The sequence below is a fragment of the Ruminococcus sp. B05 genome (assembly GCF_003628495.1).
In the GTDB taxonomy this organism is placed as follows: Bacteria; Bacillota; Clostridia; order Lachnospirales; family Lachnospiraceae; genus Schaedlerella; species Schaedlerella hominis.
Map to the genome: position 1 here is coordinate 1 of NZ_RBZR01000028.1, position 19,406 is coordinate 19,406.

12 protein-coding genes and 1 pseudogene are annotated in these 19,406 nt (G+C 40.6%); all 13 read left to right on the plus strand.

Annotated features, from left to right (window positions below):
• Nucleotides 1–125 precede the first annotated feature (125 nt).
• Nucleotides 126–428 (plus strand): annotated as a pseudogene (locus D8Q48_RS14510) (hypothetical protein); the annotation flags it as partial.
• Between the two features lie 4 nt (nt 429–432).
• Nucleotides 433–864: a DUF4313 domain-containing protein gene (locus tag D8Q48_RS14515; RefSeq protein ID WP_121056994.1), complete on the plus strand. Its 432-nt coding sequence runs from the start codon at nt 433–435 to the stop codon at nt 862–864.
• Nucleotides 865–867: 3 nt separating this feature from the next.
• Nucleotides 868–1,308 carry a PrgI family protein gene (locus tag D8Q48_RS14520; RefSeq protein ID WP_023923453.1) on the plus strand — a complete coding sequence of 147 codons (441 nt, stop codon included), beginning with the start codon at nt 868–870 and terminating at the stop codon, nt 1,306–1,308.
• Entirely contained in the window at nt 1,295–3,631 is a 2,337-nt protein-coding gene (locus D8Q48_RS14525) for a VirB4-like conjugal transfer ATPase, CD1110 family (protein ID WP_006426971.1), read from the plus strand. Before D8Q48_RS14520 ends, D8Q48_RS14525 begins: the two co-directional genes overlap by 14 nt.
• On the plus strand, nt 3,631–3,981 hold the full coding sequence (locus D8Q48_RS14530) for a hypothetical protein (RefSeq protein ID WP_118702491.1): 351 nt from the start codon (nt 3,631–3,633) through the stop codon (nt 3,979–3,981). The genes D8Q48_RS14525 and D8Q48_RS14530 overlap by 1 nt, the downstream gene beginning before the upstream one ends.
• A gap of 29 nt (nt 3,982–4,010) precedes the next feature.
• A complete protein-coding gene (locus tag D8Q48_RS14535) occupies nt 4,011–5,702 on the plus strand; it encodes a lysozyme family protein (protein WP_121056996.1) in 1,692 nt (563 codons plus the stop codon).
• A gap of 215 nt (nt 5,703–5,917) precedes the next feature.
• A complete protein-coding gene (locus D8Q48_RS14540) occupies nt 5,918–8,134 on the plus strand; it encodes a glycoside hydrolase domain-containing protein (RefSeq protein WP_055261965.1) in 2,217 nt (738 codons plus the stop codon).
• 80 nt (nt 8,135–8,214) lie between these two features.
• On the plus strand, nt 8,215–8,775 hold the full coding sequence (locus D8Q48_RS14545; RefSeq protein WP_006426967.1) for a hypothetical protein: 561 nt from the start codon (nt 8,215–8,217) through the stop codon (nt 8,773–8,775).
• Between the two features lie 214 nt (nt 8,776–8,989).
• A complete protein-coding gene (locus D8Q48_RS14550) occupies nt 8,990–14,482 on the plus strand; it encodes an RHS repeat-associated core domain-containing protein (RefSeq protein WP_243116315.1) in 5,493 nt (1,830 codons plus the stop codon).
• Nucleotides 14,483–14,548: 66 nt separating this feature from the next.
• Nucleotides 14,549–15,409, plus strand: coding sequence for a contact-dependent growth inhibition system immunity protein (locus tag D8Q48_RS17295; protein WP_007884653.1), 861 nt, complete (start codon nt 14,549–14,551; stop codon nt 15,407–15,409).
• A 17-nt stretch (nt 15,410–15,426) separates the two neighbouring features.
• Entirely contained in the window at nt 15,427–16,053 is a 627-nt protein-coding gene (locus D8Q48_RS14560; RefSeq protein ID WP_007884654.1) for a hypothetical protein, read from the plus strand.
• Between the two features lie 327 nt (nt 16,054–16,380).
• Nucleotides 16,381–16,815 carry a hypothetical protein gene (locus D8Q48_RS14565; protein WP_007886453.1) on the plus strand — a complete coding sequence of 145 codons (435 nt, stop codon included), beginning with the start codon at nt 16,381–16,383 and terminating at the stop codon, nt 16,813–16,815.
• A 534-nt stretch (nt 16,816–17,349) separates the two neighbouring features.
• Nucleotides 17,350–19,317 (plus strand): ATP-dependent DNA helicase, encoded by a 1,968-nt coding sequence (locus D8Q48_RS14570; RefSeq protein WP_007886452.1) that lies wholly within the window; start codon nt 17,350–17,352, stop codon nt 19,315–19,317.
• The last annotated feature ends 89 nt before the right edge of the window (nt 19,318–19,406 follow it).

Sequence of the window (19,406 nt, forward strand, 5' to 3'; positions counted from 1 at the left end):
TACACGCTGGGAAATTAGACTGACATCTGGAGAGCCGGATACATCGAGAGGTGTAAGTCCGGTTCGGAGGGGAGTTCTCGGAAACCTGCCATAGTGATATGGTAAGGCGCTGGGTTCTTACCCTACTGTATACGGCAATTGCCCCGATTCCGATTTCCTCGTTTGCAGGAGAACCCACGCAGTCCATCGGAAAGAATTTTATCCGTTCATATATAGGCGTATGTCTGGAAGGGGCAATTATTGCACTGGCGTGTATTATCTTTTCGGCTTATGCGGCAAGCCCTCCGGCTGTCGGAGATACAGAGCTGAGTGCAGTTACAATCGTGTGGAACTATGTAGGGGAACTGGTATTTAATTTACTGGTTTTGGTCGGAGCGATCAAGGCATCGGACCGAATCGTAAGAGAAATGATGGGACTTGGAGGTTAAAAATATGGATACAAAGAAAACATTAAGATATAACTGGGAATTCGGACGTGAGACAGTAGCGATACGAGTGAGCTCTTATCGGAACAATGGGAATTTATATGTAGGACTCTGCCATAAGGAAGGGAGAGAATGGGAAGATTTTGGAGATGTAACCATTAATCTGCCCTATCAGTTCTTAGAGCCAAATGAGGCTTTTATAACAGGAGATTTTACCAAAGATATGATTCGTTTTATCAAGGCGCATAAGCTTGGCAAAGTATTGGATGAAACAGCAAAGTCTGGATATGGAACCTATCAGAAAGTGGCATTTGACCTTGCAAGGCTTGCAGAATTTGATCCGGAAGGCGTTGCGGAACACTGTAGATTTGCCGGGATAGAAGTACCGAAAGAAAAACCACAGAAAACGAAGAAACAAAACAGGGGAGAGGAACGATAATTTATGGAAGTAAAGATGAACAAAGAAATCAGGGACTATCAGGAATCCATGTTTATGGGACTGGACCTGAGACAATGTGTGTGTTCTGTTCTTGCGATTCTTACAGCAATCGGAATTTACTTTGGAATGCGTGATATTACCGGACAGGAAATAACCGGATGGCTGTGTGTGCTTGGTGCTGCTCCATTTGCTGCCTGTGGCTTTTTCAAATATCATGGTATGACAGCCGAACAGTTTTTATGGGCAGTGATCAAATCCGAATTGCTGTATCCGAAGAAACTGGTGTTTCAGTCGGAAGATATCTACTATTCCTGCATGCAGGAGACCATCTCGCTGGGAGAAAAGAATCAAAAGGATGGAGCGGAAATCATAAAAGAGCGGGAGCAAAAAGCAGAAGCAAAACAGAGAAAGAAACGCAAGGGAAGGAGTGATGCCTTTGATTAAAACCTTAAGTCAGGCACTTCGGATGGATAAGGAACGCTTCAAAGTTCCGAAATCCGTCCAACAGGCAATTCCCATCCAGCGAATCTGGCCGGATGGAATTTTTCAACAGGGAACGAAATTCTCAAAAACATATCGTTTTACAGATATCAACTATTATATTGCGAGTAAGGACAATAAGACAGAAATGTTTCTGGATTATTCCGAACTCTTAAATTCACTGGATTCCGGCATTTCTGCCAAAATTACCATCAATAACCGGAGAATCAATAAAGAAGAATTTGAAAAATCAATCCTGCTTCCAATGAAGGAAGATGGACTGGACCACTATCGGGAAGAATACAACGAAATGCTCCTGTCTAAGATTACAGGAACAAACAACAGCATCTATCAGGAACGGTATCTGACTGTCAGTGTACATAAAAGATCTATTGACGATGCAAGAACCTATTTTGCACGTATCGGAACAGACATCGTAACACATCTGGCAAAGTTATCGTCCACAGCAGAAGGACTGGACGCAGAGAGCCGGCTCCAGATTTTCAGGGACTTCTTCAAGGGAGATGTCCCACAGGCATTTCCGTTTGATCTGAAACAATTTGCCAAGAAGGGAACAAGTTTCAAGGACTGGATGTGTCCGGATTCTATGGAATTTGAACGTGACCATTTTAAAATCGGTGACAGGTACGGAAGAGTCCTGTATATGCAGGATTATGCAAGTTATGTTAAAGATGACATGATTTCAGAACTGTGTGACTTCAGCCGGAATCTGATGTTGTCGATTGATATCCTGCCAGTCCCTACGGATGAAGCGGTAAGGGAAATCCAGAACCGACTGCTTGGTGTGGAAACTAACGTGACCAACTGGCAGAGAAGGCAGAACGCTAATAATAACTTCTCGGCAATCGTACCATACGATATGGAACTTCAGAGAAAAGAAACCAAGGAAATGCTCGATGATCTGACAACCAGAGACCAGCGTATGATGTTCGGGATTTTGACAATGGTACATCTGGCAGACAGCAAAAAGCAACTGGATTCCGATACGGAACTGATTCTGTCAATCGCAAGAAAGCATCTGTGCCAGATGGCAACATTAAAGTGGCAGCAAGTGGACGGACTCAATACAGTGCTTCCTTACGGACTGCGAAAGATCAATGCGCTGCGTACACTGACAACGGAGTCTACGGCTGTTTTAATTCCGTTCCATACACAGGAAATCCTGCAGCCGGGCGGTATCTATTATGGGCAGAATGCAGTCAGCAAGAACCTTCTGGTAGCCGACCGGAAGAAACTGATGAATGGAAACAGTTTCCGGTTGGGCGTCAGTGGATCAGGAAAGAGCTTTTCGGCAAAAGAAGAGATTGTGCATCTGGCATTGAGTACCGATGACGATATCCTGATTCTTGATCCGGAGTCCGAATTCACGAAATTAGTAGAGGCTCTGGGTGGACAGGTTGTAAAGGTATCTGCAACATCAGACAATCACCTGAATGCAATGGATATGGATGCGGCCTACGGCAATGAAAAGAATCCACTGATTGAAAAATCGGAGTTTATCCTGTCTGTGTTCGAGCAGTTGGTTGGAGCAGGAAATCTGTCGGCAAAAGAGAAATCAATCCTGGACCGCTGTGCTGCAGATGTGTACCGGGATTATATCCGAAGTGGTTATACAGGGGAAGTTCCGACTCTGAAAGATATGTACCGACAGTTGATGTTACAGCCGGAAGAAGAGGCAAGAGGACTGGCATTATCATCCGAACTTTTTATTAATGGAAGCCTGAACACCTTTGCACAGCCGACTAATGTGAATAAGAAGAACAGGATCATGGATTACGATATCCGGGAACTGGGGGAACAGCTTATGCCACTGGGAATGCTGGTTACCTTAGACAGTATTTTCAACAGGGTAATTCAGAACTGGAAAGAAGGAAAAACGACATGGATATTTGCCGATGAGTTCTATCTGTTATTCCGCTATGAATACAGTGCAAATTTCTTTTACCGACTGTACAAGAGAATCAGAAAATACAATGGATTCGTGACAGGTTTAACCCAAAATGTTGAGGAACTTCTGAAATCGGACACTGCAAGACTGATGTTGGCAAACAGTGAGTTTTTGATTCTTTTGAATCAGGCAAGTACAGACAGGGAAGAACTGGCAGCTCTTTTGAATATTTCCGAAAACCAACTGTCCTATATTACAAATGTATCGGTTGGTAGTGGCCTGATCCGTTGCTCTGGAAATATCGTACCATTTGAGAATACGTTCCCAAAGAATACAGACCTTTATAAACTAATGACAACAAAACCGGGAGAATCATAATGAAGAAAAAAGAAGAAGTAACGATAACTTTTTATGCTGCAGAGTGCGGTGAGTTCCATGATTTAGGAGAATATACAAAATGCAGAACGCTGGAAGAGGCATATAAAAAGTACCAGAAGTATTGTAGAACATCTGCCAATATGTGTCCGGCTATTGAGTTTTCTATCCATGATCCGTACTCTATTTATTCGGATATGGAATATCCATTGCCGTTGTCATCAAAAGACAGGGGTGATTTGGAGCTTGTGCCATATTACAACGAGCATCCACTGGTAAATGAAGCAATCAGACAGTTGGAGCAGTTGCAGAAACAGCAGGAAAAAAAGAAACATCGGGATGTTGCCCGATGAGATAAGAGATACGGAAAGAGGGTGACCGGATGAGAGATATCAAGGAACGGGTAAGGGATAAGAATCCGAAGATTCGAAATCCGGCTGCCCGGCTTCCGAAAGAACTGGTACGCTCGGCTGTACTGGAAGCAAAAGAAAAGCCAAGGGAACTACATGAGAAAAGCAGTGGTCAGTCAGACTCTCCAACACAGTATGGCATTGAAAAAATAGAATCCGTACAGTACAGGGCGGCGAGTGTGGCAGGAAAAACCATAGGGAAAACCACATATCGAGGTGGGAAAAAACTTGCCGGAGTGACCTACAGGAAGATAAAGGAAAGAAAACGCAGACAGGAAGAAGCGAAAGCTGCCGAAGAAGCAATGGAGCAGGGGGCAGAAAGCGGAAAGAAATTGATCAAGCTGAAACCGGAGCAGGCAGCACTTGCCAAAGAAAACGGTAAACGGCAGGTAAAAGCAGCACCGAGAGTGGTAAAAGTATCTGGTCTGTCTCAAGAAAAAATCAAGACACAGGCATCCGTACAGACACAGCAGGTGGAAAAGAGCCTTCAGGCGATGCAGAAAGCAAGAGCAGTCCAGATGGCAAGAAAATCAGCACAGGCATCGACAGAAAGTGGAAAAGCAGTCCTTCAGGTAACAGGAAAAGGCTCAAAGTTATCCGTAAAGGGAATTACAGCAGTGATTCAAAAAGGGGTAGTAGCTCTTGAAAAAATGGGAAAATGGATTGCTGCCGGAGGCGGTGCATTTCTTCTGGTATTTATTCTGATTGCAGGAATCATTGCAGGAGCAGCCTTCAGCAGTAGTTCGGAAAACTCCGAATCTCTAAGTGATGAGGTGCTGGCTTATACTTCGGTGATACAGCAGTATGCATCCCAATATGGCATTCCAGAATATGTGTCTGCGATACAGGCGATTATGATGCAGGAATCCGGGGGAAGAGGAACAGACCCGATGCAGTGTTCGGAAAGTCCGTACAATATAAGGTTTTCACACAGCCCCGGTTCTATTACCGATCCGAATTATTCGATAGAGGTGGGAGTACAGACCTTTGCAGACTGTATCAGTCAGGCAGGATGCAGCAGCCCACAGGATATGGACAAGTTAAAACTTGCATGGCAGGGATATAACTATGGAAACGGATACATAGTATGGGCGTTGCAAAGAGGCGGATACACAGAAGCCAATGCTTTACAATTTTCACAGGAGCAGGCAGCTTCGCATGGATGGAGCAGCTATGGAGATCCCGAATACGTTCCCCATGTGATGCGGTATTATTCCGGTGGCAGCCTGTTTGCTGGTTTGTTTGGTAATCAGCAGATTGTGTCGGTTGCAATGGGGCAGCTTGGAAACAGTGGCGGTCAGAAGTTCTGGAGCTGGTACGGATTTGACAGTCGGGTAGAATGGTGTGCCTGTTTTGTAAGCTGGTGTGCGGATCAGAGCGGTCTGATTGCAAGTGGGAATGTTCCTAAATTCTCATTGTGCAGTGATGGAGTGTCCTGGTTTCAGGGAAAGAATAAGTGGCAGAGTGGCGGAACAACTCCGACAGCTGGAATGATCATCTTTTTTGACTGGGATCATGATGGAACATCGGATCATGTAGGAATAGTAGAAAAGTGTGAAGGTGGAAGAGTTTACACGATTGAGGGAAATTCCAGTGATCAGGTACGGCAGAGAAATTATGCAGTAGATTACAGTTCTATAATGGGATATGGGGTGATAAATTGATGGTTTCTTTCATAATTTGTTAAGGATTTTATAAGGGAGTTAATGAATCCTTTGGAAAATAGTCACAAAATAGACACAGTTGATTGATAAATTGTTATTGTAACTTTTAGTGATAGACATATAAAGAGTTAGAAATCTTTATAATTGACTTGAATTAGGAGGTAGTGAATATGAGTGATCAGAATGTAAAAGCAGCACAATAATATTTAAATGCGATGTTTGGTGGACATAAGGATTGGGTAAAACTGGATGAAGATGGGAAGACCGGAACAGCCGTGATGCAGGGAATCATTCGTGCATTTCAGATTCAGAATGGAATCTCAACGATTACAGGAACGGTTGGACCACTTACTATTAATACCATGAAGAAGTTAGCCATTATTACAAAAATGGATCCGAATGATACTCCGCAGGTTAATGTATGCTTGATTCAGTGTGCTCTGTTTTGCAAAGGATATGCTGCTGGAGGAATTACTGGAATTTATTATACATCAGGAGTAAATGCAGTTAAAAAGATGCAGGAAAATGCAGGACTGGAAGTTACGGGCAAAATTGATTGGAAAGTTTGGTCTGGATTGTTATCCCTAAACTGGTTTACAAAGGTTTCTGGTGGGGATTCCAATATTGTTCTTATTCAACAGCAATTAAATAGTGACTGGTCAGATGTTATTGGTGTTGGACCTTGTGATGGAATTGCCTCAAGACAGACAATTTTGTCTTTAGTTGGTGCATTGCAGGCGGCTGAAGGAGTTACAACTGAATTAATTACAGATTTGAATTCAGTTAATTTTGGCGATGCAACAACAAATGCGTTTCCGGGTACATTACAGAACGGACAGAACTCGACGAAATATGTTCCATTTAATAAGATTGCTCAATACGGACTATATTTTAACGGATATAATCCGGGAAGATTCGATGGCGTGTTTGATTCGACTACAGAGTCAAAGGTGTCAGAATTTCAGGAGTTTTATGGTCTGACAGGAATTGGACTTGTAACAAAAGGAAAAGTAAATGTTTCTACTATGAAATCATTGCTTACGAGTAAAGGCGATACAAACAGGGCAGCAAAAGCGTGTGACTGTGCAACAGTATTAAATAAACAACAGGCATTAGATATAAAAAATGCAGGGTATACTCATGTAGGACGTTATCTGACAGGTTCTGTTGGAAAAGAACATACACCGAAATATTTGACATCAACAGAAGTGAAAAACATTGAAAATGCAGGATTATCGGTATTCCCGATATATCAGGATGGAGGATATGAATTAAACTATTTTAAGGATCCGTCCCAGGGAAGTGTTGATGCACAGACAGCAATTTTAGCAGCCGAGAGAATCGGTATACCAAGTGGAACGACTATATACTTTGCAGTGGATTTTGATTGTTATTCATATCAGATTGATACATTTATTATACCTTATTTTGAACAGATTCACATGATCTTTTTCAGTTCGACAAATGATAAAAATTATAAAGTCGGCATTTATGCACCAAGATATGTATGTACTAAAGTTTATGAAGCAGGATTGGCAAGTAAATCATTTGTGGCAGATATGTCAACTGGATTTAGCTGTAATTTGGGATATTCGATGCCGAAGAACTGGGCATTTGATCAATTTTGTGAGTTGAACTCATTTTCTTCATCACCTTCGTTCCCACTGGATAAAGATGCATATTCAGGGAGAGATACTGGATTTAAAAAGTTCGATGCCGTATCGACAAAAACAGATGAGGAAATAGCGCAAGAAAATCTTCGGGCAAAGGTAAAAATAGCACGAAATCAATATGTCTATAATGTAATGGAGCCGCTTGGTTATCTGAATAAAATTATGGATGTGGGTGTGGAGTATGATAAGGAAATTTCACTGGGAACAATGATGAGTCCTCAAGGAGCAATTGATATTTCTACTAAAATATCCACATCGCTTGAAAGTTCAACTGGTAAAATTTATAATATAAAAGTGGATATAGGAAATGATGGAGAATTGACACAAACTTGCAAAAATCAAATTATGGAGATTTCATCAAATTTATCAGATACAGGTATAGAGGGAGCAGATAACTTTGGAAATACGATAGAAAAAATTGCTTTATCGGTTAAATCTGGTAATATTGCTTTTGAAATAAATAATGTTTTTGCCAATAGTGTAGAGTTTTCCATTGTATTTAGTACATCAGATTTGCTGCCAGAAGAGGAAAAAGAGTGGACAATATCGGTTGCTTTGATTTTTACAATGACATTAAATTCTAATAGTGGTCTTGAATTTAATGTTGTAGAATTCACAAAAGAGCATAGTAATATACTGGCAGGAGCCGTAATATTAGTTCTTGCGGGTGCATTAGTTGTAAATGCAATTCCGTCAATTATTGCTTTATTTTCAGCTGGAGCAGGTACTGTTTTTGGTTTGTTGATTCAAGCGCTGTAAATTGTAAAAGAATAAAAGAGACAATGGCCAGAGGTTCGATTTTATAAAGAGGACCTCTGGCAAAAGGGGGATTAAGAAGAATGCATATTAAATCAATTGTGTCAGATGAGGATAGGGAAGAATTAGAAAGAATGCTTTCGCTTGGGTTTATAATTCCTAATCAATTATTTAAAACAAGACAGAAAAGTAGAATGATTATCTATATTTTTACACCTGTAGAATTTTTACTGTCGATTAATTGTTATCTGTCGGAAAGTTATTTGATGTTTGGAATAGGGATTGGAACTTGTGTGGCTTGTGTGGCTTGGATTATTTGGTATCAAATGATTGGTAAAAATTTTGAAAAAAATGTTCATGAATTTGTCTGGGGTAGATCAGGATATGAAACGGTGGATATCGATGAAAACGCAATTAAAATAGATGAAGATCAAATTTATGAATTTAAAAATATTGATAGAATGTTCTTATATAAAAACTTCTTTTTTTTCATAACAAATGAAAAGAAAATATTTATATTTAAAACGACAGATATGGAGTCGGATGAACTTATAAAAATTATTAAAACAACAGGGATTTTATTTGAAAAAAAAGAAAAACCATTTAATATTTATAAGTATTGTAAAAAAGGAAAAAGTTTTTAAAAATAAGCAGAGGATGGTGGATTTATCATCCTTTTAGAGAAGAGCATGTATTTTAAAGGGAATCTGGTTTTGCAGGTTCCCTTTTTGCCATCAAAAACGTTGATGTTTTATCAAATGACGCTAAAAATAAAAAGAATAATGCAGGGGGTGACATTATTAGTTATCGCTGTAATATTTGGATAAAATATAAATAAAACATAAAAAATATGACAGCATGGGACGTGTCATAGAAGAGAGTAATAAAGATTTTGGAACAAAGCTCTATGAATATGACAAAGCAGGAAATCTGAAAAAATATACCGATGGAAATGGAAATGCAACCGTATCCAAGTTTGATTCTCTTGGACAGGTGCTTCAGTCCAAAGATGCAGTTGGTAATATAACCAAATATGAATATGACGCATTAGGAAATGAAACCAAGATTACTTATGGAGATGGAAGCAGCCATTCCAAGGAATATGATAACTGCGGAAGACTCGCTAAAGAGACAGATGAATTAGGTGCAGTTACCACTTATACTTATGATGCGGCAGACAATCTGGTATCAAAATCAGATGACAGTGGAAGAACCTGGACTTATACCTACGATAATACAGGAAACCGCTTAAGTGAAACCAACCCAGAAGGTGGAACTACCACATATACTTATGATAAAGCAGGAAATCTGGTATCTTCTACCGATGAAGAGGGAAGAACAGATACTTATGCTTACGACAAGGCAGGAAATCTGACTACATCCAAAGATGCCCTTGGATATACCGTATCCATGAAGTATGACTTAAATGGAAATCTGGTATCCTCTACCGATGAAAATGGAAATACCAGTACCATGACTTACGATGGTAATGGAAACATGACATCGGTAAGCGATGCAAAGGGCAACATTACAGCAATGAAATATGATTCCACCGACAATCTGGAACAGACGGTGGATGCCCTGAAAGGAAAGACCACTTACGAATACGATTCACAGGGCAACAGCACAAAGATGACAGATGCCCTCGGCAATGCGTATAGTTATGTGTATGATAAAGAGGGAAATAACACATCCATAATACTGCCGACAGGGGACAAGGTGCTGATGGAGTACGATGCCATCGGACAGCTTGTAAAATGTACGGATGCACAGGGACTCGTAATTACCTATCAATATGACGGAGCAGGCAACCTGATCCATTCCTCCGACAATGGTGGAAACAGTATGGATTATACTTATGATGGTGCCGGAAATGTACTGACACAGACCGATGAACTTGGCAGGACAGCAACATACAAGTACGATCAGTACGGCAGACTCCTGAAACTTACTGAAGCAGACGGAAGTATCACATCTTATGAATATGATGTTATGGACCGCATTACAGCGGTAACGGATGCGGAAGGTCATAAAACAACCTTTACCTACGATAAAGTCGGCAACCAGTTATCCATGACAGAAGAAGAGGAAGCCACATATAAATACGCTTACGATAAGAAAGACCGGGTTATTTCTCAGACAAATCCACTGGGAGCATCCAGCACCTTTAAGTATGACGGAAATGATAATGTGACGGAATCTGTCGATGAAAACGGTACGGTTACCAAGTATGCTTACGATAAAAATGACAATCTCGTATCCCAGACAGACGGAAATGGAAATACGACAACCTACCAGTATGATGAACTGGACCGCAAGATCGGTGAGACTTCTCCGTTAAAAGAAACAAATGAATACCGTTATGATGCCATTGGAAATCTTACCAAATCAAAAGATCCGATGGGACTCATTACCGAATACAAATATGACAGCCTGAGTAACATGACGGAACAGATTTCTCCAAAGGGAGCAGTTACCAAATATGATTACGACAAGCATGGCAATGTCATTTCTGTAACGGATGCAAAGGGAAATGAGACACAGTACAGTGTTGACCTGAATGACAATGTCACAAAGATGACACAGGCGAATGGTGGAGAGTATACCTATAGTTATGATAAAGCCGGACGTCTGAAGAGTATGACCAGTCCACTGGGTTATACTAAAAATTTCTCTTATGATAAAGTGGACAACGTGGTAAAAGAAAGCGACAGCTTAAAGAGTACCACTACTTATACTTACGATAAGCTCCATAACATGAAGTCTTCTACCAATGCACTGGATGGAACAACCAGCTTTTCTTATGATAAGTATGGCAATCTGGTGAAGGAGACAGATCCGCTTGGACGGAGCAATACCTACAGTTATGACCTGGCAGGTCAGATGACTTCTGCAGCTGATCCGCTTGGTAAGATAACTGCTTACACTTACGACCCGGCAGGAAATATTACTGAGATCACCAAACCGGGTGGAAGAAAGACCAGCTATGGATATGATAAGAATTATAATGTTACATCTGTAACAGATCCGATGGGCTATGTTGCAAAGACAGTCTACGATAAAGACAACCGTGTAACAGAAGAGACCGATGCACTGGGGCAGAAGGAATCCTATACCTATGATAAGGACAGCAGGGTAACTTCTATTACAGACAAGCGTGGATTCACAACGGGATTTGATTACGATGCACATGGGAATATTCAGGTTGTTACAGATAAGACCGGATTAAAGAGCCATCTGGAATATGACAAGAATGACAACCTGACCAAAGTAACTGATGCCCTTGGCGGTGTAACAACTTATGGTTACGACAACATGGATAACCTGGTGACCTTCACCAATGCAGCAAATAAGACAACGAATTATACTTATGACTTAGAAGGCAACCTGACATCCATCAAAGATCCGGCAGGAAGAACGGAGAAATTCGACTATGATGAAAAAGGCAGACTGACCGGACATACACAGGCAAGCGGCAAGAAAACCACGTATGATTACGACAAACTGAATGACCTGTTGGAGAAATCTTATCAGGACGCAAAAGGCGAGACATCCGAAAAGGACGTGACCTACGCATATAACAGTGCCGGGGAACGGGTATCCATGAAGGATCAGACAGGCAAGAGCAGCTACGAATACGATGCACTTGGAAGAATCACCAAAGTGACAAGCGGTTCGAAAAAGGATGTCAGCTACGTTTATGATGACGCAGATAATCTGCAGGCAATCGTATACCCGGATGGGACAAAGATCAGCTATGAATACGACTTAAATGATAATCTGGTAAAACTGACAGACCGTAATAGAAAAGTAACCACTTACAAGCATGATGCACTGAACCGTGTGACAGAAGTTACTAGAAGTAATGGAACAAAGACGGAAGTATCTTACGATGCAGAAGATCATATCACAAAGATTGTGAATACCTGTGGTTCCTGCGGCAAAGTAATCAGTACTTATGAGTACAAGTACAATGATCAGGGATATGTAGTTGGAGAAACAGCTACGGAACTGGAAGCTGGAACAAGAAAGACGCCAAGCTGGGAAGACTGGTACAACTGGGGCGATACACAGAAAGAGACAGACAAAGCAGACTGTGAGCATCAGGAAAAAGAGATCCAGACGACACGTACCTATGAATACGATGACAACTGGGAACTGACACGCTGTACAGAAAAAGCAGAGGGCGGTAAAAAGACAGTCCATAATTATACTTATGACAAGATTGGAAACCGGACCTCTTACGAGAAGATCGAGGATGGTGTCAGCAAAGCAAAATATAACTATAAGTACAACGATTCCAACCAGCTCATCAAACGCACCAATGCAAAGATCTGGGGCGATCCGGGAACAACCTACAGCTATGATAAAGATGGCAATCTGATCCAGGAATGTGATAAGACAAACAGTGCAGATCCGGTTACTTATGAATACACAGCAGAGAATCGTTTGGCAGTAGTAAAACAGGGTGGAACAGTCCTGATGGCAGCCATGTACGATGGAGATAACAACCGGGTATTCGAACTTGATAACACCTATAAATGGGAAGACTGCTATGGCGATGAAGTCCTGATCCCGGCGAACCAGCGTACCGAAGATGGAAACAGCCCGAAAGAGCAGCTTGCCTCTCTGGTAAAAGGCGGTTCCAATGCCAAAGGATGCACACTGACAGAGTATATCAACGATATCAATCGCGAGAATACAGAAGTCCTTGCAGAGTATGGAGCAGACGAGAAAGTACGTCAGGCTTATACTTATGGAGAAAGTGGAATCGGAGAACGGGTAAGCGTTGATAAATCGGAAGAAAGCAGTTATTATTTATATGACGGAAGAAACAGCGTGACCGGAATCCTGACCGAAACAGCTAATCTGACGAACAGTTATCAGTATGATTCATACGGTAACCTTACATCAGGAACAGCAGACGGTGTCAATTACTACGGTTACAATGGGGAGTCCACAAATGTAAAAACAGGACTTCAGTATCTGCGGGCAAGATACTATAACGCAGAGAACGGAACCTTTACAACTGAAGATAGTGACCTTGGAACGACAGAAAATCCATTGACCAGAAACCGCTACGATTATACGACCAATAATCCGCTGAATTACAGTGATCCGACAGGACATTCATTGTGGAGCAGGATTAAGAGTACAGCTAAAAAAGCAGCGAAAGCAGTCAAGAGTGTCGGCAAGAAAATCGTTAATACTGCGAAAAAGGTAGTCAAAACAGTAGTAAATACAGCTAAGAAAGCAGCAAAAACTATTGTTAACACAGTGAAGGGGGTAGCAAAAACTGCCAAAAATGCAGCTAAACATGCAAAACAGACATATCAATCTGTGAAAAATCGTGTAACCAGTAGCAGTACATATCAAAAGATCACATCCAGAGGAAGTCAGTTTATTCGTTCTGTAAGCAATGGGGTACAGAAAATTGGAAAAACTTATACATCTTTCAAATCCTATGTTTCAGAAAGAACGGCAGAAATCCGCTCAGAAGTGGTACGACATATGTGTACGACAACAAATCGTATTACAGATAAGCTTGGAAAAGTAGACTGGAATGCGGTGAAAAAAGTAGCCATTGGTATAACTGCGGTTACAGTTTCTGGTCTTGTAGTTGCTGCAACAGGCGGTTTGGCTGCAGGAGCAGTTCTGGCAGCATTGCCAGCAATGGGTGGCTTAGGAACGGCGATGGTTTCAGGAGCAGTTATTGGAGCTATTGGTGGAGCTTCATATAGTGCAGTGAATTCAGGTTTGTCTGGAAATAGTCTGAAACAAGTAGCAAAAGATACGTTAGTCGGTGGTATTGCAGGAGCAGTGACAGGTGGCGTTATGGGTGGCCTTAGTTATGGGGCTGGGAAACTTTTGAATGTAGTAAGGAGTGCAGGAAGTACCCATAATGATGGGATTGATAAATCGTTTAAAAAATTAGTTGCAGAAGTAACCGAAACAAAATTGCCAGAAGGCACTTGGGAAAAACCACCATTAGAGCGAGGAGATATTATTGACAAAGCTATGGGAAATAACTTGGGACACAATTTCCCGACCATAGATAAAGTAGAAAATGGTGTTGTGACTAGTGTTAAAAGCCGAGACTTAGGTGCAAAGACTTATCAAAATGGTAATAAATTGGAAAAGGTAATTGTCAAGGACATTAATAAAGTTTCAGGATTTATAGGAGAAACATTTAATGGTAAATTTGTTAATGCGGAAGAAATAGTGGGTAGACAATTACAAGTAGTTGTTCCAAATGTAACATTAAGCGAAGCTCAGATAAATGCAGTTAATAATGCTACAAAACATGGTATTGATAAAGGTGTTAAACTCATTATTACAGTAGGAAAATAATAGCAAAGTAAATAGCTTAAGGGGAATATTTTATTCCCCTTAAGTAATAGAGAGGAGAAAACGGATATGATTTCTGTATATTATAATCAAAAATATGGTTTCTTAATTGTGCCTAATGCCATTGAAAGGTTTATGGGATGTTATATTTCTATCGAACCTACAATTGAAATTATGGCTGAAGAAACAATAGATAAGATAGGCTGTGCAATTAGAAAAGGAATAAAAATTGCAGAAAGTTCCCCAAAAGTAGACGAATCTCAATTAAACAATTTTTGGAAACAAACAAAATATAAAAGTTTTCCAACATTTTCCAAGAATTATCAAAGAATTGATTTGAAACAAAATGGAGATGAATTAGAAATTAGAAGATGGGAACGGAATAATAGAGGGGGATATTCGCGAAAAACGGAAGAAAAAGATTATATTAATTTTATAGAAATGTCGGATTATGAATTGGGCTTGTTTATAAAAAAAATGTTTGAACCATGTGAAATTAGAATTGATGAAACAGAAAGATTTGAAACATTAGAGGGGAAAATAATTAGTTATTCGATTCCAAATGAGCATTATAAAAATATTGGTGATGGTCATACAGATTCTTATATGACATATAGAAATGAAGATTATGATAAGTTGTATATTTCTTTTTTGATAGGTGATGGAACTGATTGTACAGATGAAGTAAGCATAAAAAATCATTACAAAAAAATATACAAGCAAATGTCGAATATTAAATTTGAAAGTAAATGTAATAAAAAATATGTACATTTTTTAACAGAAAATGGAGAAGTATTGCTGAGTTTTATTGATAATGGTTATGTGGAGTTTTTTATGTGCATTCCATATAATATTGAAAGAAAAGTTCAAAAGGAGTCAATAGAACAGTATTTAAAAATGTTATTTTCGATAAAAATTGAAGATAAATAAAGCGTGAAGGAGAGAATATGCAAAAGAAGAATTGTGTTTTGTGCATAAGTATAGGAATTATAGTATGTATATTGTTATCAGCTTGCTCCAGACAACCAGACTTTGATGCCAAATCCTACGTCCAAAGTTCTCTTGATGCACACTATCATGGAGAATATAAGGACTATGCGAATCTGTTAGAAATCTCGGAAAAAGATGCCAAGAAAGAAATCGAAGAGGATTTTAATGAGAGTATCCAACAGCAATTTGATGATTCCGATAACATTACGGATAAAGGAATTGCTGATTATGCGGAAAAACTGACAGAAGTAAAGAAACTGGCAAAATACAAAGTACAAGATGTGAAAGAAGAGGATGGAGTCTATACAGTAAGTGTACAAGTTGAACCATCCAATGTATTTCAGACATTGCAACAAAGCTCTACAGAGGTAAGCAATGAAAAAATAAAGCAGGGATTGGATGGAAATGATCCGGAAGTCTTTGCAGCTGTATTAACAGAAAGTGTCCAGAAGAGTCTTGAAAAGAACAGATATGGAAAAGCTGTTACTGTAAACGTATCCGTGGAAAAAGATAACTCAGGAAAATATGGTCTTTTGGATACAGAGATGAATAAGTTGGAAGCAGCGATGTTCCCAACAGAATAAGAATGAATGGAAAGCTATCAGAGGAAAAAAACTGGTAGCTTTCTTTTAAACTCCAAGACAAGAAAACTTGTTAAAAAAGCTATTGTAATAGTAGAAAAATTATAATAAATAATGGATGACAAGAGTCTTTTATTCATTATGAGAAAAAGAAGGAATCTCCTATGAACCAACAAGAAATATTCACGTAAGATGGAAAAAAGTGCTGTAATCGAAGAGGTTGCAGCATTTTTTTCTTCGACATTTTTCGAACATTATAACGTACCTATCCGGTCACCGCCATGCTCCGATTTGATTTCTATATCAAAAATCAGATCGGAGGAAAGATAAATGGCTTATAACAAGACAAGTGAAGAACGAAAGTGGAATTATTGGAAAGAACAGGAAGAAAAGAAATTGCGTGAACTGGGAATGGAAGAAGAGAAGATCCAAAAGCTGCGCCAGATGGACAGGGAAGACTTTCTGGAAGAGCGCAGATACCGGGAACATCTGGATGAAACGATGCAGGATATGGATTCCATAAAAGAAAAGGACAGCGAGCTGTTTGCAAGGGATGTAAAGGAGCTTCTGGATCACATAGGTGATAAGCGAATCTATGAACTATTGAAAGAAACGGAGCATCAGACACTGGAAATCCTCTTACTCAGTACATGGGGATATTCTGGAAGAGAAGTTGCTAAGATTATGGGAATGGCAGAACAGACGATTTATACCAAAAGAAACCGTTTGAGAAAAAAATTAAAAAATTTATCAAAAATTGAATAATTATGGCGTTTTTCGTCGGCTATTTAATAGGCAGGTAAATTTTGCCAGTGTACTTTGACAACCTCATACCAGCATTACAGGTACGTTCCCGTAAGTAGAAGCGTGGCAGGAAGACGCGAGGACAGATGAAAAGGGCATGGAAGAAATTAGACCAGAAAGTGAGAGGCAGAGTTCTTTTGTGGCGTTTTCGTTTCGAGCGAATCATCTTTAACTGAAACAGGACCGTGGCGGTCTTTTGCGAGGATCACTTACGAGGGGATAATGATACATAGGAACTGCCAGTGAGCAGAGGATGGACTTTGGGTTGTAATCAGCAAGACTTTTAGAAAATCCGTGAGCGGTGCAATGCCAAGCATCCGCCTGTAATGTTCCCGTAAGGCAATGGGGGAGTCGAGGACAAATACAACGCCAAAAATCAAAAGTATAAGAAATCAAGGAAGAATGTGTCGTTGATATCAGATACATACGGCTGTAGGGAGAAATCCTTTACAGCCGTATTGATGTGATATCAGCACGCATATCAGGTAACAAATTATGTATTACACAAGAGAATATCTCAATAGAGCGCATCGAGAAATTGATACTATTTTCCGAGTGCTGTTCCCGGAACATGGAATGGCAGTAAGGGAAGAACAGATTATGTTATGCCACAAAATGCTGGATAACCTGCTGGGAAGAAACATAGCACTGTGTGACGCGGGTGTCGGTATCGGCAAGACGTATGCCTATCTGGTGGCCTGTGTTCTGATGAGAAAATATTCCCTCCTTGCAGAAGGATGTTCCCCTTATGAGCAGCGTCCGGTCGTGATATCCACTTCCAGCATTGCACTCCAGAAAGCAATTCTTACAGAATATATCCCTTTTCTCTCCCGGATTCTTCAGGAGAACGGGACGATTCAGGCCCCTATTAAAGCTGTGATACGAAAAGGGAAAGAGCATTTTGTCTGCGATGAGAGGTTGGAGCACCGAATCGTTGCAATCGAAGAAAAAAACAAAAATGCGTTGCAGAAAGAAGCTCTGCTGTCGTTGAAAGAACATTATGATATGGACGAAGTGTCCAACTTAAGTGGGTTTGACAGAAGGATGGTGAGTGTACCGAAGTTCTGTTCGGGAGACTGCCCGAAAAGAGGCTCATGCAGGTATCAGCAGTATCTGGAGCGTTCCAGAGATCATGAAATGTTCATTCAGATCTGTAATCACAATTATCTGCTGGCTGATGGTTATCACAGGCTGCAGGATTACCGCCCGTTATTAAAAGACTACCGAGCATTGATTGTCGATGAAGCACATAAGCTGCCGGATGCGGCAAAGCAGATGTTTGGGAAGAGCCTCTGTTATGACGATATCCGAGAAATCTGCTTTTATCTTGGGAATGAGTACCAAGGCCCGGAGATAAGAAAACTGTCCGGGACGATCCGGATGGTGCTGGACATCATAGGAGAAAACCACAGAACCAGATATGGGATAAAAGAAGAATTCCACATGACAGAAGAGTGTGCAATGTATTTATATGAGGGGATACAGACCATGAATAAGATCATAGAAAAATTAGAAAAGAAGATTCCAAAGTGGATCAGAAACAAGCTGGAAGAAACCAAAAGTGTGCTGGAATGCTTTTTCCATCAGGATAAGAAGTATGTGCTGCATCTGAAGCAGGACCATGACCACCGGATTATATTGTGTGCATCCAGCAGACGGATTCCACAGTATCTGGACCAGATGTTATGGAGCAGAGGAATGGGAGCGATTCTGACAAGCGGAACTTTAAAAACCGGACAGGGATTTTCCCACATTCGGAAAATGACAGGATTACAGAGAGTGCGGAGAGTCCGGGAATATGTGGCAGACTCCCCGTTTGAATATCAGAAGAACTGTCTGTTATATCTGCCAAAGAATTTGAAGACATGCAGAAGAGAAAGTCAGGAAGAGGCAGAGATGATAGCAGGCCATATCCATTCACTGATCTGTTCGACTTACGGGCATACGCTAGTGCTGTTTACATCTTATCATTTGATGGGAAACGTTTACCAGATGTTAAGGGATGAAATTCCGTTCCCGATGATAGAGGTGTGGAGACATTCACCGGAAGAGATCACAAGATTTAAACAGATGGACAATGCTGTCCTTTTTGCAGCCGGCTCCTGTTGGGAAGGAGTAGACTTCCCTGGAGATATGGTATCTTCGCTGATTATAGTAAAACTGCCCTTTGCTGTTCCTGATCCCATCAGTGAAGCACAGAAGAAGGAATATGCCAGCCTGAAAGATTATATTCAGGCAGTGATTGTTCCAGACATGCAGAAAAAACTAAGACAGGGATTCGGACGTGCTCTCCGCACCGAGACAGATACTTGTGTCGTGTCCATTTTAGACGAGCGTGCAGGAGAAGGTGGCAGGTATCATGAGGAAGTAATGTGTGCGCTTCCGAGCTGCAAGATGGCAAAAGATATCAAGGATGTCCAGCACTTTATTCGAAACCGGAAAGGCGTGGAATACTACCTGTAACCGTTCGTGGTTCTGCTACAGAAAAAGCAGATTTTGCACGAAAAGTTTGGTGGTATTTCAAGGGCGTTTTCGGTGGGATTGTTGGTATT

What these genes read in the sequence shown, in the direction of transcription:
- D8Q48_RS14515 (WP_121056994.1), top strand. Translation starts at nt 433, where the DNA reads ATGGATACAAAGAAAACATTAAGATATAACTGGGAATTCGGACGTGAG.
- D8Q48_RS14520 (WP_023923453.1), top strand. Translation starts at nt 868, where the DNA reads ATGGAAGTAAAGATGAACAAAGAAATCAGGGACTATCAGGAATCCATG.
- D8Q48_RS14525 (WP_006426971.1), top strand. Translation starts at nt 1,295, where the DNA reads ATGCCTTTGATTAAAACCTTAAGTCAGGCACTTCGGATGGATAAGGAA.
- D8Q48_RS14530 (WP_118702491.1), top strand. Translation starts at nt 3,631, where the DNA reads ATGAAGAAAAAAGAAGAAGTAACGATAACTTTTTATGCTGCAGAGTGC.
- D8Q48_RS14535 (WP_121056996.1), top strand. Translation starts at nt 4,011, where the DNA reads ATGAGAGATATCAAGGAACGGGTAAGGGATAAGAATCCGAAGATTCGA.
- D8Q48_RS14540 (WP_055261965.1), top strand. Translation starts at nt 5,918, where the DNA reads ATGTTTGGTGGACATAAGGATTGGGTAAAACTGGATGAAGATGGGAAG.
- D8Q48_RS14545 (WP_006426967.1), top strand. Translation starts at nt 8,215, where the DNA reads ATGCATATTAAATCAATTGTGTCAGATGAGGATAGGGAAGAATTAGAA.
- D8Q48_RS14550 (WP_243116315.1), top strand. Translation starts at nt 8,990, where the DNA reads ATGGGACGTGTCATAGAAGAGAGTAATAAAGATTTTGGAACAAAGCTC.
- D8Q48_RS17295 (WP_007884653.1), top strand. Translation starts at nt 14,549, where the DNA reads ATGATTTCTGTATATTATAATCAAAAATATGGTTTCTTAATTGTGCCT.
- D8Q48_RS14560 (WP_007884654.1), top strand. Translation starts at nt 15,427, where the DNA reads ATGCAAAAGAAGAATTGTGTTTTGTGCATAAGTATAGGAATTATAGTA.
- D8Q48_RS14565 (WP_007886453.1), top strand. Translation starts at nt 16,381, where the DNA reads ATGGCTTATAACAAGACAAGTGAAGAACGAAAGTGGAATTATTGGAAA.
- D8Q48_RS14570 (WP_007886452.1), top strand. Translation starts at nt 17,350, where the DNA reads ATGTATTACACAAGAGAATATCTCAATAGAGCGCATCGAGAAATTGAT.